Source organism: Wohlfahrtiimonas chitiniclastica (assembly GCF_002252325.1).
GTDB lineage: Bacteria > Pseudomonadota > Gammaproteobacteria > Cardiobacteriales > Wohlfahrtiimonadaceae > Wohlfahrtiimonas > Wohlfahrtiimonas chitiniclastica.
The window spans coordinates 641,548-655,026 of the sequence record NZ_NEFL01000001.1 but is presented as its reverse complement, the minus strand read 5'-3'; the positions used below and the strand labels follow the sequence as shown (position 1 = coordinate 655,026).

Here is a 13,479-nt window from a genome sequence, read left to right as displayed (position 1 = left end):
TTTAGAATAGTTTGTTAAAGGAAAATCATTCGCATTTGGCCAATAAGTCCTTATAATTCTTCATACACCATCCATTTTATCGAATGAGTCGAGGATTTTATGAGTCAAATTCAAGCATTATTGGCAAAGCGTCGCACCATTTATCAATTAGGTGATCGCGTTGAGATCGCAACAGAAGCATTAACAAACATGATTCAGCATGCCGTGAGAGAAGCGCCTTCTGCCTTCCATTCACAAAGTTCGCGCGTTGTGGTGCTTTATGGTCAAGCCCATCAGCGCGTGTGGTCGATTGCCGAAGACGCCTTGCGTCAAATCGTGCCCTCGGAACAATTTACTGCCACACAACAGCGTTTAGATGGTTTTCGGGCGGCATTTGGCACCATTTTATTCTTTGAAGATCAAAATGTGGTCAAAGAACTGCAAGAACGCTTTCCGTTGTATGCGGATAATTTTCCGAAATGGGCACAAGAATCCACGGCAATTGCACAATATGCTGTGTGGCTCATGTTGACAGAACATAACCTTGGCGCAAGCATTCAGCATTACAATCCCCTCATCAATGAAGCCGTGCAACAAGCGTGGCAATTGCCTGAGTCATGGCAATTGCTTGGACAAATGCCTTTTGGTTCCATTGAAGGGATGCCAGCAGAAAAAGCGCATATGTTAGACAGTGAGCGTTTTAGAGTCTTTGGTGCTTAAATACGATCGTAGTACAGTACTTTAGTGGAACATCCAGCCAAATTTTTCAGGAAATTTGGCTTTTTTATGGGCATAAACTCAAGGAAAAATGGGCAAAGAGGTAGATTTTTTGTAGCTTTGGCCATTTGATTATTGTAGTATCTATCCTTGTTTGAATAAACTTAAAGAGTAGATATGAAGAAGTTAACATCTTTATTGCTAGTGGCGCTGAGTCTATCGACAGCAGCTTTTTCCGCTGGTTTTGATGGCGCTAATGCAAGTTTACTGTGGATCATTCCTTTTGCAGGGATTTTATTGTCCATCGCCATTTTTCCACTGGTGGCCGTGAACATCTGGCACCATCATTTTGGTAAGATCACCGCGCTGTGGTGTTTAGGATTCATGATCCCATTCGTCATCGTCTTTGGCATCGGTGAGATGACAGAAGTGATCGCCCATGCGATGCTGTTAGAATACATTCCGTTCATTGTGTTGATTTTCTCCCTGTTCACTGTTTCAGGCGGGATTTATCTAGAAGGCAGCTTAAAAGGTACGCCGTTACTCAACACGACCATTTTATTGATCGGGACGTTTTTAGCCTCTTTTATGGGCACAACGGGGGCGGCAATGCTCCTCATTCGTCCATTATTGCGTGCGAATGAAAATCGTAAATCTCGCGTGCACATTGTGATTTTCTTTATCTTCTTAGTGGCCAACGTTGGCGGCAGTTTAACGCCATTGGGTGATCCACCCTTATTCTTGGGCTTCTTAAAAGGTGTAGATTTCTTCTGGACCATGAAACACATGTTATTGCCTTTGCTCATCACAACCGTGATCGTGCTTGGTATTTTCTTTGTGTTAGACAGCTATTGCTATAAAAAAGAGGGCATTACAATGGATGCCAGCGAAGAGAAAGTACCGTTTAGAATTGATGGCAAGGTGAACTTTATCTTCTTAGCCGGCATCATTGTGGGCGTATTGATTTCAGGTTTCTGGAAGCCTGGCATCTCCTTTACCGTTTTAGGCACGCCAGTTGAGTTACAAAACATTGTGCGTGATGTGATTTTATTGGTGATGGCATTTTTATCTTTAAAAGTGACGGCTAAAGAGATTCATCAGAAAAATGAATTCGGTTGGGATCCAGTATTAGAAGTGGCCAAACTCTTTGCGGGTATTTTCATCACAATTGCGCCTGTGCTAGAGATTTTAAAAGCCGGCTCAATGGGTTCAATGTCTGGCGTTGTGACAATGGTGCATGACACACAAGGCGCACCGATTAATGCCATGTACTTTTGGATGACCGGTGCACTTTCTGCCTTCTTAGACAATGCGCCGACTTATTTAGTCTTCTTTAACTTAGCCTCAGGCGATGCGCACCATTTAATGGGTGATTTAAGCCCGACGTTATTGGCAATCTCCATGGGTTCTGTGTTCATGGGCGCGATGACGTACATTGGGAATGCACCAAACTTTATGGTTAAAAGCATTGCAACGCAAGCCGGTGTGAATATGCCAAGCTTCTTTGGTTATATGAAGTGGTCTATGCTGATTTTAGTGCCGGTGTATATTTTGCTCACGTTGATCTTCTTCTTATAAAGAAATTCACGAAAAAGCTTGTTATTTTTCTTAAAATCGGGATAATCCATGCATCAGTTGATTGGATTATCGCGAGTGAGCAATCATTCGAGGAAAGTCCGGGCTCCACGGATCAAAGTGCTAGATAACGTCTAGACGGCGCGAGCCGATGGAAAGTGCTGAAGAAATTAAACCGCCTAAAGACGCAAGTCTCGGTAAGGGTGAGAAGGTGCGGTAAGAGCGCACCGTACACAAGGTGACTTCGTGTAGCTGAGGTAAACCCCACTTGGAGCAAGACCAAATAGGAACACTGATAGCGTGATCCGCGCTGTGTTCGGGTAGGTTGCTTGAGGGTGGAAGTGATTCCACTCCTAGATGAATGATAATTCTCGACAGAACCCGGCTTATAGATCGACTGATACAAACAGTAAAAACCCTCTCAAATGAGAGGGTTTTTTATTGGCATAAATTCGGGGGAGGGTGAATTATGCGCTTAGAGCTTTATACATCGCGATGGCTTTACCGCCATACGTCACTGCCGGACCGCCGCCCATTAAAATGGCCACGTCCACAGTTTCTGAGATCTCTTCTAAGGTTGCACCCATAGAGATCAAACCTTCAATGTGTGCAAGCATGCAGCCTTCGCACTGAGTGCTGATGGCAATGCCAAGGGCAATCAATTCTTTATTTTTAGCAGAGATCACGCCGTCTTTAATGGCCGTTGTGTGCAATGCATACATTGATTGGCCAATGGCTTTATTCTCTTTCATTAAAAATGCGCGTTCTTCTTTGAGTTGCTTTGCGGCTAATTTGTAATCAGTCATTTTGAGTTCCTCAATTAATAAAATTCAACAAATGTGAAACAACAGTAGTAGGAGACATTCATTATAACGCCTTTTTGCAATAAATGTTACTTTTGGTAATTTAATGTGCATTAAAATTGCGCAATTAAAAGATGGATGCCATAAAAATTCACAATGATCCACATAACTAGGATTCAATGGATTTTAAAAATAGAGTTGCTATAATGAATGTGTTGTTTGGAAATATTCTATGAAATCAACACACTAAATGCATAAATATGCAAAGGAGTTCATTATGCCAGCTAAAATTAAAGAAATCCGTAAAAGCGCTTTATTAACCCCTACAGACATTGATGCGAAAGGTGCAGCCGAGATTGCCGGTGGTATGAATGCCTTATTGGCAGACATTTTTACCCTATATATGAAAACGAAAAACTTCCATTGGCATGTCAGTGGCCCACATTTTCGTGATTATCACTTATTATTAGATGAACAAGCCACAGAGCTGTTGACCATGGTGGATGATTGCGCGGAGCGTGTGCGTAAGCTTGGTCACACGACCTTGCGCTCAATTGGTGAGATTGCCGCAAAATCCCGTTTGGCCGAAAACACCGCAGATTATGTGGAAGCCGCAGACATGCTCGCGGAATTGGTGGAAGACAATAAACAATTGGTGCGAGAATTGCGCGCGGTGCACACCGTGTGTGATGAGTACGATGATTTTGCCACCACCAGTTTACTCGATGAGTGGATTGATCAAGCCGAACGTCGCACTTGGTTCTTGTATGAATCGAGTCGTGGGGCAGGAACGGCAGGCCATTAATCATCATTGATCATACATCAAAAAGAGAGCTTCGGCTCTCTTTTTTTGTGGATAAAGATCAGCTTAACCCGAGTCACAAGCATTTGCTTTGATTTATCAAATGAGAATAAATAGCATTTGTATTGACATTTCAACCGGAAATAGGAATAATTCCAAGGAAGAAGGCCGCTGTTGACGGTTACTGCTCCGTACATCTTTTATTTACACATCAATCAATTGGGAAAGCGCTGTGCCACTATTGCATGACAAAACAAATTTTATGATCTTTGTGACTGCATTGATCGGGGTGTTTTTACTTCATGGTGGCCTGATTTACGCCATTACCCATGGCGGGCGCGGCCAGGAGATGCACATTGAGTTTGTTGAGCCCACCATGACCATGAGTCAGATCACCTTAGCCGGGGTCGATACGGCAAAAGAGGTGACGAATCAACACGATGATGAGGATCAGCCCTCTGAAGCGGTTGAAGCTGTGGTGGAGCAATCTGAGCCGATTGAGGAGACGCCAGAAAAAATCGAAGAACCAGTGGTTGAGCCTGAGCCTGTCATTGAGCCGCCTAAAGAAGAGATTGTTGCGGTGAAAAAGCCAACGCCTGATGCGCCAAAAATTCAGCAGCCGAAAAAAGAGGTGAAAAAGCCACAGCCTAAACCTAAGAAGCAAGAGGCGAAACCTGAAAATAAACGTCAATCTAAGCGCGTTGATCATCGTGTGCTCAATATGCAGGAAGTGTCTGTGCTCGCAAAACCCTCACCACAATATCCGCGTTCTGTCATCATGCGCCGCGTCGGTGGCACAACCGTATTGCTCATCAAAATTAACGAAAAAGGGCATGCGGTGTCTGTTAAGATTGAAAAATCCTCGGGCAATGAACAGATCGACAAAGCCGCTGAAAAAGCTGGCTATAAAGTTCGCCTCAAGCCGTATGTGGTCAATGGACAAGCACAAAGCTTTTCCGTTCGCATTCCATATCAATTAAAATTTTAAGCCTCAATTAAGAAAAGGAAAGACAATGCAACCAGAAGTTTCGAGTATGGGATTTGAACATTTTATTGGGCAAGCCGACATGGTGAGTAAGGTGCTCTTTTGCATCTTGATTTTAATGTCGGTGGTGTCTTGGCTCATCATCATTTTAAAGGCGCTGCAAGGTTTATCAGAGCGCGTGCGCACGAAAAAATTCTTAAAAATGTTTTGGAGTGCTAAATCCGTTGAAGACATTGATGGCTATTTAGCTGAACATACACCAAACAATTATCATGAAATTTTAACAGATGCAGGCGTACACGCCGTGCAGCGTTATCAAAAAACACATGGCAATTCATTGCGTGACAGTGGCTCACTCAGTGAAGTGATCACGCGTGCTTTGAGCACGAAATTGGATGAAATCCATTTGCGTTGTGAAAATGGCGTCACTGCATTGGCCGCAGTGTCAGCAACTGCGCCATTTGTGGGTTTATTTGGAACCGTTTGGGGCATTTATCATGCATTGATTGAAATTGGCTCAACAGGCGCTGGCACCATTGATAAAGTGGCCGGTCCTGTGGGTGAGGCTTTGATCATGACGGGCGTGGGTTTAGCGGTGGCGATTCCTGCAGTTTTAGCGCACAGCTGGGTGACGCGTCGCAATCAAGTGACCATGGGTGCGCTTGACTCTTTTGCCTTTGAATTATTGAACTTATTGGGCGGCGATTGCTCAGGCTGCAACAACGATTGCCACGATAAAGCGAAAAAACAGGGAGCATAAGCATGGCCTTTGGACGTTTACGTGGGACAAATTCTCGGGCTCGGGCAGAGATCAACATGGTGCCACTCATCGATGTGATGTTGGTGCTGCTGGTGATTTTCATCCTCACGGCGCCTTTAGTCACGCAATCGGTGAAGTTGAAATTGCCCGAAGCAGTGGACATTAAAGAGCAGCCGAAGCAAGATCAGGCAGAAAATCAGCCCATCATCATTGCCATCAATGAGCAATCAGAGGTGCACATCAATGAAGCCTTGATGCCAAATGATGAAGAGGTGCTCGCAACCCTTGAAAAATTAAAGGCAGATGCCACCGCAAATAATCCTGAACACAATCCGCTGGTGCAATTGCATGTGGATGTGAAGGTGCCTTATGAAGTGGTGGCCAAAACCATCACTGCATTGAGTAAAGTAGGGCTTGGCAACATTGGCTTTGTGACGCTGCCCGATGAAGGCGGCGCGAAAGCAGCAGAAGTTACGCCGTAATTAAGATGAAAAAGCGCCCTAGGGCGCTTTTTTTATTCCTCATCCGTTTCTTTAGAAGCTTGAATGATGAGTTTTAATAGTCCTGTCCCCGCTTTTAAAAATTGATCCTCAGCTTCTGGGGAATCTTGCGTAATCATGCTGACGTAACTTTGCAATGTGTTGCCAATTTCGCTTGGCACATCGTTTGCTGTGAGCAGTTGATTGACAAGCGTCACCACATCGATTTCAGAGGGATCTTTTTTAGACAATAAATTTAAGCCTGCTTGTAACGAAGGCTCATAATCCGCGGGTAGTGCCAATAATTGCGTTAAGGCTTCTGCCACCGCTTTTGGGTTAGGTTTAGCATTTGTGGATTGTTTGGGGGATTTTAAACACAACTCTGCGCCATCTTCAAGCAGGACGCAGCGGTCAGAAGATTGTGCATCCACAGCAAACGCAGCGCTTGGCAACAGTAAGAGGGTTGAGAGTATCAACGAACGGATCATAATAACTCCTTATTCATGGGATCATTTCCATTTATTGGGTGAATAGGAGAAAACAGGCAAAGACAAATTCCAATGAATGGCGGCTAAGCGAATGCTCAAACCCACCACAAAGGAGAGGCTCATATTAATGTTTTCATCCACATGAAAGTATTTTAACCCCAAATAGAGCAGGGCGACCAATAAAGAGACACTCGCGTATAACTCATGGCGCAAAACTTGTGGCGTGCGATTGCAGAGCACATCGCGTAAAATGCCGCCGCCCACGCCCGTAATCATCCCTGCCATGATCACCACAATGGTGCTGTAATGAAATTGCGGCTCTAAACGCAGCGCCACATTGCAACCAATGATGGTAAATGCAATGAGCCCCATTGCATCTAAAATCAAGAAAATGCGATTTAAGCGGTGCATGAAGCGCGCCACCAACATGGTCAATAAACCTGCGGAAATGGTGAGATAGATGTATGTTGGGTGCTGTGTCCAAGAAATGGGATAGTTACCCAAAATGATGTCGCGGATGGTACCGCCGCCAAGGGCCGTTAAAAAGGCAATGAGCGCCACGCCAAACATGTCCATGTTACGGCGTCCCGCAGCAAGTGCGCCCGACATGGCTTCAGCCGTAATGGCCACAATATAGATGTAAAAAAGCACAAAAACTCCTAATTGATTGAGTTTTGCCACTCCCTCTGTCCTTTTTACCTGAGAGTTTACGCAACCTAAATTGCTTGCCCCTTCGGTGGAGATTCACATCTCTCTCTCCAGTTGGCGATTGATATCGTTGTTCGCAGTCCATGAGCCTGAGCGTTTATGGGAGTTTGCGCCTTCGGCAGAGATTAAACTCACTCTCCTGCGATTTGGCATTATATGATCAAATGCACAAATAAAAAAGTGCTTAATAATTAAAAAGTTAGCAATTTTTTAAAGGACAGAGGTTATCATTTAGATAATTTAACATTCAACTGTTTACTGAACATGTATAATGGCGACAATTTTAACAGAGGGAAACTTTCCATGGATGATGACTCGATCGTGCCGATATGGCGATCTTACACCACAATACAATAAGCTGAGTCCTGAAATCCACAATCTTCAGGGCAGCTGAAGATTGCAATGGTCTGAAACCATGGTTCTCCTAATTCATCATTAAAAAAGGGAGCAACTTAATGAGTGTTTATCATAAATCTAATCTTTATTTTCATTTAGAACCCATCATTCAAGCGCGTGATGTTGAGCGTTTTATTGAACTGATTCAAAATACCAAAGCCATTGACTTAGCGGACGCTGTCGAAGCGTTTGCCACAGAAGATGTCGTCGCCCTCCTTGAACAATTAGATGCCGAGAATTTAGCCTATCTTTTTGAGGAGTTTGAAGAGGAGGAGAAGGTGCGCTTTGTACCACATCTATCCATCGCAGCATTAAAGCGTTTGTTTGAGGCATTGCCATCAGATGAGCAGGTGAGCCTGTTTGTGATGCTGAGCCAAGTGCAGCGTAACTCCATCATTCCATCGTTAGATAAAGGTGAGCGCGATGCCATTTTAGAACTTTCATCATATCCTGAAGGCACGGTGGGCGCGATGACCAGTGCGGACTATGTGAATGTTTCTGCCAATGCCACCGTTAGCGATGTTTGGCAACAAATCCGCCGTGAAGCGCGCAATAAAGATTCACTCTCCATGATCTATGTAACCGATGAGTTTCGCCATTTAGTGGGTGTGCTCTCCTTTCAGGATCTATTGCTGCGCGATGATGATGTGTGCATGAAGGACATCATGGTGAGTGACATCATTCAAGCGCGCGCTTCAGATAAAGATACGGTGGCGGTTGAACTGATTGAGCGCTATGACTTTGATGCGTTACCTGTGACGGATAACTATGGGCATTTGATCGGGATTGTCACAGTTGATGATGCGATGGAGCGTTTACGTGAATCCGCCGCGGACTCCTTTGCCAAGCTTGGGGGTAACGTACCGATGAGTGGGCCAGAGCTGGATTATCAATATTCAGGTTTTTGGCGCATGCTCACCGTGCGTGGTTTCTGGTTGATCATTTTGACGATTTTTGGCGTCTTCACCAGTAGCTTTGTGGCCAAACAAGAGGAAATTTTATCTGAAGTGATCATTTTAGCAGCTTTCTTAGCACCGATTGTGGACATGGGCGGGAATACGGGCAGTCAATCAGCAACGCTTGTGATTCGTTCAATGGCGCTCGGTGACATTAAGCTGAAATGGGAAGATGTGTGGTTCATCTTCAAAAAAGAGATTCCGGTCGCCTTGATGCTCGGTGTGACGGTGGCAACGGTGGAAGTGATTTTGGCATACTTCTTTAAAGATGGCATCAGTATTCAAGTGTTGATGATTTTGGCATTGTCCATGATTACTGTGACATTTGTGGGCGGTTTGATCGGTATTTTGCTGCCCTTCATTGCCAAACGCTTTAACATTGACCCAGCCACATTGAGTTCACCGATGCTCACATCCATCATGGACTTTTTAGGCGTGGTGATTTACTTCTCATTTGCGTATTGGTTCTTGAGTGATCTTTTAGTACAGGCGGCTGAACAAGTGGGTTAGTATTAGTTTAACGGTTGAATCTAGATTCAACGGCAGCGCCGCATCAAGCTTGATGCGGCGTTTTTGTTGCTGAAGGGCGAAGGAGTAAACTCACGCCATAAGCTAAAGCAAAGAGAATGGCTTGCACAATCACAATCGATGGTCCTGTATCCGCATCTAAATGATAACTGATGATGGTGCCAATCACTGAAGCACTGACAGAGGCGAGCACCGCGATCAATAACATATACTCAAAACGTTTGGTGAGTAAAAATGCAGTGATGCCAGGGGCAATTAACATTGCAATCACAAGCACGATGCCTGCCGCTTGTAGCGCGGTGACAATCGTTAAAGAGAGCATGGATAATAGGAGATAATGCATCAATGTTACGGGTAAACCCACAACTTTTGCTTGAATCGGATCAAAACAAAAGAGAATGAGGTCTTTGACCTTCATTAACAAAATGATGCCAATGATGCCGCTCATCACTAATGTAAAAATAAATTCAGCGTGTGTGATGCCCAAAATGTTCCCAAACAAAATGTGGGAAAGGTGAATGTTGCTCTCCACTTTTGTGATCATCACTAAACCAATGGCAAACATCCCCGAGAAAAGAATGCCCATGACGGTATCTTCCTTAATGCGGGAATTATTTTTAATGAAGCCTGTGGCAAAGGCACAAAAAATGCCTGAGAAAAAGGCGCCAACGATGAAGGGAATGCCGATGATGAATGAGATGACCACGCCCGGCAATACGGCGTGTGAGATGGCATCGCCAATCAAAGACCAACCTTTTAACACCAAAAAGCAGGAAAAGAGCGCACAGATGATGGCAATCACAATGGCCGCATACAGCGCGCGGCGCATCAATTCTAATTGAAAGGGCTCAGTGAAGAAGGTGATGAAGCTGTCCATCATTGACCTCCTTTGCGGATTTTAAGGCGCGTTGCGATGAAGCCATATTTTGGCGCAAACACAAAGGCAAGTAAAAAAAGCGCCGTTTGTAAGGAAACAATCACGCCGCCCGTTGCACCATTTAAATAGTAACTGAGCCAAGCACCGACAACGCTGCTCACGGTGCCAATGATCATGGAAATGATGATGATGTGGGAAAACTTATCACTCAATAAATAGGCCGTTGCACCGGGCGTGATCACCATTGCGATCACTAAAATGGCACCCACCGTTTGTAGGGCGGCAATTGTGCATGCACTTAAGAGCGTAAAAAAGATGATTTTAAGTTTTAACGGTGATAGCCCTACAGAACGAGCATGGGTTTCATCAAAAAAGACGGCCAATAAGTCTTTCCAGATCACGAGTAACACCAAAAGTGAGACGGCAATGATGATGTTCACTTGTAAAATATCGCTGTCGGCAATGGCCAAAATGTTCCCAAAAATGATGGATTGCACATCCACAGAAGTGGGATTGAGTGACACAATGAATAAGCCAATGGCAAAGAACGTGGAGAAGATAAAGCCAATGATGGCATCCTCTTTTAAGCGCGTAAAATGGCGAATGATGGTGATGGAAAATGCCGCCAATAAACCTGAGAAAAATGCGCCAATCGAATAAGGTAAGCCCAGCGCATATGCGCCAGCGACGCCCGGCACCACTGAATGGGAAAGGGCATCGCCCATTAAGGACCAGCCTTTGAGCATTAAATACGCTGATAAAAATGCGCAGGTTGCCCCCACCAATCCGCTGACCCAAATGGCTTTACGCATGTATTCATAGGTGAAGGGTTCAGTTAAGAGTTCCCACATACTAATAACGCTCCTTTTGGCACGGCAAACTTTTACTTTTACGCGCAGGCTCATTTTTATGCGTGCCGTAGAAGACGGCAGGGCGCTCATCATCGGTGAGCACAGTCACGCGGCGCGGATCTTCATCATCATGGAGTTCATCGCCATCAATGTGAATGTGGCGCAATACGCCGCCAAAGGTTTTCTCTAAGTTATGATGGTTAAAGGTGGTTTCTGTCGGGCCCGCGGCAATGATGGTGCGATTGATGAATAGGGTTTGATCACAAAATTCAGGCACGCTGCCAAGGTTATGTGTGGATACTAAAATCAAATGCCCCTCTTCTCGCAAGGTGCGAAGCAGTGCCACAATGGCGTTTTCTGTTTTCACATCCACACCTGTAAAGGGTTCATCGAGCAAAATGATTTTGCCCTCTTGAGCCAATGCACGGGCTAGAAAGACGCGTTTTTTTTGCCCACCGGAAAGCTCGCCGATTTGACGATGGGCTAAACTCTCCATGCTGACGCGGGTTAAGGCTTCGATCACTTTTTGTTTATCATGGGTTGATGGGATGCGCAAAAAGTTCATTTTGCCATAGCGACCCATCATCACCACATCGGACACCAAAACCGGAAAGCTCCAATCCACCTCTTCAGTTTGTGGTACATAAGCCACAATGTTCTGTTTTAATGCAGCTTTGACGCTCTCACCATTGATGGTGACAGAACCTTTTGTGGGTTTAACCATGCCCATGATGCTTTTAAAAAGCGTGGATTTACCGCCGCCATTGACGCCCACAAGGGCGCAAATGGTGCCACCTTTTAAGGTGAAATTGACATCGCGAATGGCAGTGTGACCATTGTTGTAGGTCACCGTTAGATTCTCAACGCATAAAGAGAAGGGCTCACTCATTGTTTGAACCCTTTAGCGATGGTTTCCACCGTCACATTCAATAGATCAATGTACGTAGGTACAGGACCATTGGGCTCAGAGAGGGAGTCCACATACAAAACGCCACCATAATCAGCGTTGGTTTCTTTGCTGATTTGTTTAGCAGGTTTATCAGACACCGTACTTTCACTGAACACTACAGGAATGTTGTTTGCGCGCACTGTATCGATCACTTTACGCACTTGTTGCGGCGTGCCTTGTTGTTCTGCATTGATGGCCCATAAATAGAGCTCTTTAAAGTCATAATCTTTGGCAAGATAACTAAATGCGCCTTCACTGGTAACGAGCCAGCGTTGATCCTCAGGGATGTTCGCTAAGCGATCACGTAAAGGTTGATCAAGGGCTTTGATTTTTGCTTTATAATCTTCCGCATTTTTTGTGTAGGTGTCTGCATTGTCAGGATCATATTTGACAAAAGCATCACGGATATTGTCCACATAAATGAGGGCATTGGTTGGGCTCATCCATGCATGTGGATTGGGCATGCCATTGTATTCACCTTCTGTGATGGATAAAGGCTCAATGCCATCGCTCACCACAACGGAGGGCACATCTTTCATGTTTTCAAAAAAGCGCTCGAACCAATTTTCTAAATATAAGCCATTCCATAAAATGAGGTCGGCCGATTGTGTGCGAATGATGTCTTTTGGCGTGGGTTGATAGTTATGGATCTCTGCGCCATGCTTTGTGATGGATTCGACAATTGCGGCATCGCCTGCCACATTTTGCGCCATATCTTGAATGATGGTGAAGGTGGTGGCCACTTTAAATGGTTCTTTAGCAAACGCTGTGCTAAAGAGCGTAGAGAAAGCGACCAATGCTGTGAGACCGATTGTTTTTATATGAGAATGATTCTTCATTGAGATTGGCTCCTAAAAAGTCTGAAAAGCAAGTATAACCGATATATTTTCGAAAACCAAACGCTTTATTTAAAATAAATATTGTTCATAAATGCATCAAACTCGAAGGGCGGCGTTTTTGTTGTTAAGATGGTGACTTTGAGGATTCATGGCACAGTTTAGGTTCGGTTATGCAGATAAAAAGCGCAAGTCAAATGAGTGTGATTGGGGTGATGTGGTTATCAATGACCGCTCATGGGTTGACATTAAAAGAGATCAGCGACTACTTATTAGATGAACAGTTAGTGGCAACATCACCACAACAAATCATGGCAAATGAAAATATTTTGGCAGAAAAATTTGTCATCATGATGGAAAATGATGAGGAGCTTTTGTTGCAAGCAAATCGTCAGCCAAACACGTTAGATGCAAGCTTTTTAAAGCTGTCTGATCAATGGATGTTCAATGATGCAAGCTTTAATTATTATTCAGGCAAGGTAGAAAACTGTCAAAAACAACAAAATGCTTACAAAAAATATTTGACTAAAAAGTTAAATCATCCGACTCTAGAGGATTCTGAAGAGGAAATTTTTTGGCAATTGCCAGACAGAGATTGGGGGATTTGGCTGACAGTGACTGTTGCGGACAACCCTTTTTCCCAAAATAATGGATGTGTGTCAAAAATGACTCTGATTTATAGCCCATTCGCTGCACAAAATGACGGGGAAGATATTTAGGTTTGATATACTGACGCAGGTAATCAGCTAAGTATCATGTTAATAACGAATGATTCAATAAATATGATGAC

At 44.3% G+C, this 13,479-nt stretch carries 15 protein-coding genes, 1 other RNA gene and 2 riboswitches; of the genes, 9 read left to right on the top strand and 7 right to left on the bottom strand.

Going from position 1 to position 13,479, the window contains the following annotated elements:
• Positions 1–99: 99 nt before the first annotated feature.
• The 3 genes from B9T10_RS03080 to rnpB all read left to right on the top strand — a co-directional run bounded on the left by B9T10_RS03080 (position 100) and on the right by rnpB (position 2,676).
• On the top strand, positions 100–699 hold the full coding sequence (locus B9T10_RS03080; RefSeq protein ID WP_094537766.1) for a nitroreductase family protein: 600 nt from the start codon (positions 100–102) through the stop codon (positions 697–699).
• A 174-nt stretch (positions 700–873) separates the two neighbouring features.
• Positions 874–2,274 (top strand): sodium:proton antiporter, encoded by a 1,401-nt coding sequence (locus B9T10_RS03075; RefSeq protein WP_094537765.1) that lies wholly within the window; start codon positions 874–876, stop codon positions 2,272–2,274.
• Between the two features lie 53 nt (positions 2,275–2,327).
• Positions 2,328–2,676: RNase P RNA component class A (rnpB, locus tag B9T10_RS03070), an RNA gene on the top strand.
• Between the two features lie 62 nt (positions 2,677–2,738).
• On the opposite strand, the gene B9T10_RS03065 is transcribed toward rnpB, so the two are convergent.
• Entirely contained in the window at positions 2,739–3,077 is a 339-nt protein-coding gene (locus B9T10_RS03065) for a carboxymuconolactone decarboxylase family protein (protein ID WP_008314988.1), read from the bottom strand.
• 274 nt (positions 3,078–3,351) lie between these two features.
• On the opposite strand from B9T10_RS03065, the gene B9T10_RS03060 reads away from it, so the two are divergent.
• The 4 genes from B9T10_RS03060 to B9T10_RS03045 all read left to right on the top strand — a co-directional run bounded on the left by B9T10_RS03060 (position 3,352) and on the right by B9T10_RS03045 (position 6,103).
• On the top strand, positions 3,352–3,879 hold the full coding sequence (locus tag B9T10_RS03060; protein WP_008314987.1) for a Dps family protein: 528 nt from the start codon (positions 3,352–3,354) through the stop codon (positions 3,877–3,879).
• A 259-nt stretch (positions 3,880–4,138) separates the two neighbouring features.
• Positions 4,139–4,864 carry an energy transducer TonB gene (locus B9T10_RS03055; protein ID WP_246534749.1) on the top strand — a complete coding sequence of 242 codons (726 nt, stop codon included), beginning with the start codon at positions 4,139–4,141 and terminating at the stop codon, positions 4,862–4,864.
• Positions 4,865–4,889: 25 nt separating this feature from the next.
• The gene (locus B9T10_RS03050) at positions 4,890–5,621 is read left to right on the top strand and encodes a MotA/TolQ/ExbB proton channel family protein (protein ID WP_008314984.1); all 732 of its coding nucleotides are present in this window, start codon (positions 4,890–4,892) and stop codon (positions 5,619–5,621) included.
• Between the two features lie 2 nt (positions 5,622–5,623).
• Positions 5,624–6,103, top strand: a complete 480-nt coding sequence (locus B9T10_RS03045; protein ID WP_008314982.1) for an ExbD/TolR family protein — start codon at positions 5,624–5,626, stop codon at positions 6,101–6,103.
• 32 nt (positions 6,104–6,135) lie between these two features.
• Here B9T10_RS03045 and B9T10_RS03040 read toward each other — a convergent pair whose 3' ends face one another.
• Complete coding sequence (locus tag B9T10_RS03040; protein ID WP_094537764.1) at positions 6,136–6,588, bottom strand: hypothetical protein; 453 nt, start codon at positions 6,586–6,588, stop codon at positions 6,136–6,138.
• Between the two features lie 21 nt (positions 6,589–6,609).
• Positions 6,610–7,239, bottom strand: a complete 630-nt coding sequence (locus B9T10_RS03035) for a trimeric intracellular cation channel family protein (protein WP_018121932.1) — start codon at positions 7,237–7,239, stop codon at positions 6,610–6,612.
• Positions 7,240–7,264: 25 nt separating this feature from the next.
• Positions 7,265–7,360, bottom strand: a riboswitch (glycine riboswitch).
• Positions 7,361–7,363: 3 nt separating this feature from the next.
• Positions 7,364–7,448: riboswitch (glycine riboswitch) on the bottom strand.
• Between the two features lie 303 nt (positions 7,449–7,751).
• Between B9T10_RS03035 and mgtE the strand changes: the two genes are divergently transcribed.
• Entirely contained in the window at positions 7,752–9,158 is a 1,407-nt protein-coding gene (gene mgtE, locus B9T10_RS03030; protein ID WP_008314975.1) for a magnesium transporter, read from the top strand.
• Between the two features lie 43 nt (positions 9,159–9,201).
• On the opposite strand, the gene B9T10_RS03025 is transcribed toward mgtE, so the two are convergent.
• The 4 genes from B9T10_RS03025 to B9T10_RS03010 are packed head-to-tail and all read right to left on the bottom strand — an operon-like array spanning position 9,202 to position 12,692.
• Entirely contained in the window at positions 9,202–10,053 is an 852-nt protein-coding gene (locus tag B9T10_RS03025; protein WP_082818383.1) for a metal ABC transporter permease, read from the bottom strand.
• On the bottom strand, positions 10,053–10,904 hold the full coding sequence (locus B9T10_RS03020; protein WP_008314972.1) for a metal ABC transporter permease: 852 nt from the start codon (positions 10,902–10,904) through the stop codon (positions 10,053–10,055). Before B9T10_RS03020 ends, B9T10_RS03025 begins: the two co-directional genes overlap by 1 nt.
• Before the next feature lies 1 nt (position 10,905).
• Positions 10,906–11,793, bottom strand: coding sequence for a manganese/iron ABC transporter ATP-binding protein (locus tag B9T10_RS03015; protein ID WP_018121936.1), 888 nt, complete (start codon positions 11,791–11,793; stop codon positions 10,906–10,908).
• Positions 11,790–12,692, bottom strand: coding sequence for a metal ABC transporter substrate-binding protein (locus B9T10_RS03010; RefSeq protein WP_063503598.1), 903 nt, complete (start codon positions 12,690–12,692; stop codon positions 11,790–11,792). The genes B9T10_RS03015 and B9T10_RS03010 overlap by 4 nt, the downstream gene beginning before the upstream one ends.
• 170 nt (positions 12,693–12,862) lie before the next feature.
• Between B9T10_RS03010 and B9T10_RS03005 the strand changes: the two genes are divergently transcribed.
• Positions 12,863–13,408, top strand: a complete 546-nt coding sequence (locus tag B9T10_RS03005; protein ID WP_008314966.1) for a hypothetical protein — start codon at positions 12,863–12,865, stop codon at positions 13,406–13,408.
• The last annotated feature ends 71 nt before the right edge of the window (positions 13,409–13,479 follow it).

Coding starts and splice junctions, on each gene's coding strand:
- B9T10_RS03080 (WP_094537766.1), top strand. CDS start 100: ATGAGTCAAATTCAAGCATTATTGGCAAAGCGTCGCACCATTTATCAA.
- B9T10_RS03075 (WP_094537765.1), top strand. CDS start 874: ATGAAGAAGTTAACATCTTTATTGCTAGTGGCGCTGAGTCTATCGACA.
- B9T10_RS03065 (WP_008314988.1), bottom strand. CDS start 3,077: ATGACTGATTACAAATTAGCCGCAAAGCAACTCAAAGAAGAACGCGCA.
- B9T10_RS03060 (WP_008314987.1), top strand. CDS start 3,352: ATGCCAGCTAAAATTAAAGAAATCCGTAAAAGCGCTTTATTAACCCCT.
- B9T10_RS03055 (WP_246534749.1), top strand. CDS start 4,139: ATGATCTTTGTGACTGCATTGATCGGGGTGTTTTTACTTCATGGTGGC.
- B9T10_RS03050 (WP_008314984.1), top strand. CDS start 4,890: ATGCAACCAGAAGTTTCGAGTATGGGATTTGAACATTTTATTGGGCAA.
- B9T10_RS03045 (WP_008314982.1), top strand. CDS start 5,624: ATGGCCTTTGGACGTTTACGTGGGACAAATTCTCGGGCTCGGGCAGAG.
- B9T10_RS03040 (WP_094537764.1), bottom strand. CDS start 6,588: ATGATCCGTTCGTTGATACTCTCAACCCTCTTACTGTTGCCAAGCGCT.
- mgtE (WP_008314975.1), top strand. CDS start 7,752: ATGAGTGTTTATCATAAATCTAATCTTTATTTTCATTTAGAACCCATC.
- B9T10_RS03025 (WP_082818383.1), bottom strand. CDS start 10,053: ATGGACAGCTTCATCACCTTCTTCACTGAGCCCTTTCAATTAGAATTG.
- B9T10_RS03020 (WP_008314972.1), bottom strand. CDS start 10,904: ATGTGGGAACTCTTAACTGAACCCTTCACCTATGAATACATGCGTAAA.
- B9T10_RS03015 (WP_018121936.1), bottom strand. CDS start 11,793: ATGAGTGAGCCCTTCTCTTTATGCGTTGAGAATCTAACGGTGACCTAC.
- B9T10_RS03010 (WP_063503598.1), bottom strand. CDS start 12,692: ATGAAGAATCATTCTCATATAAAAACAATCGGTCTCACAGCATTGGTC.
- B9T10_RS03005 (WP_008314966.1), top strand. CDS start 12,863: ATGCAGATAAAAAGCGCAAGTCAAATGAGTGTGATTGGGGTGATGTGG.